Source organism: Caballeronia humi, from assembly GCF_001544475.1.
GTDB lineage: Bacteria > Pseudomonadota > Gammaproteobacteria > Burkholderiales > Burkholderiaceae > Caballeronia > Caballeronia humi.
In genome coordinates this window covers 1-510 of the sequence record NZ_FCNW02000270.1, presented here as the reverse complement: position 1 = coordinate 510, position 510 = coordinate 1, and the positions used below count along the sequence as shown (strand labels likewise).

The 510-nt window shown below is 54.7% G+C and carries 1 protein-coding gene; it reads right to left on the bottom strand.

What is annotated here, in order from left to right:
- Positions 1-237: 237 nt before the first annotated feature.
- A partial coding sequence (locus AWB65_RS35360; protein WP_125474321.1) for a UTRA domain-containing protein occupies positions 238-510 on the bottom strand: 273 nt, incomplete at its 5' end.

Below are 510 nucleotides of genomic sequence, written 5' to 3'. Positions count from 1 at the left end.
ACCATGACTTTGCGCACAAACGGCGAGCGCGGCGACCAATGCAGTTTCATGTGCCTATCCTTCGGGAACGTTAAAGATCACACGACACCTGCCGAACCGCTCAACTCGAATGCGACTCGCTTTTCGTGTTAGGTCAATTATATGGCCTTTTGACCTATTAGCGAGGAAAAATAGATGGTGAAAACACTGATGACGCAAGTCGCGGACACCGCACACGGCAATACCCTCGACCCGCGTTTATAGGGCGACCTTGATGTCCAGGCGAACAACGTCGCCCCGATACACGCCATTGCCGACGAACACGATCGTTCCATCGGCATCGGTCGCGGTGCGATAGGCGTGTGCGACGGGCGCGTTGAGCGGAATCTCCAGCATCCGAGACAATTCGACGTCGGCTGTGCCGATCGTAATCGTCTGATGGATTTCCTGAAGTTTGAGATCGGGCATATCGCGCAATATGCGCATGGTCGTGTATTGCTTGAACGCGGACTTCGGAATGCGGCGGCTTAG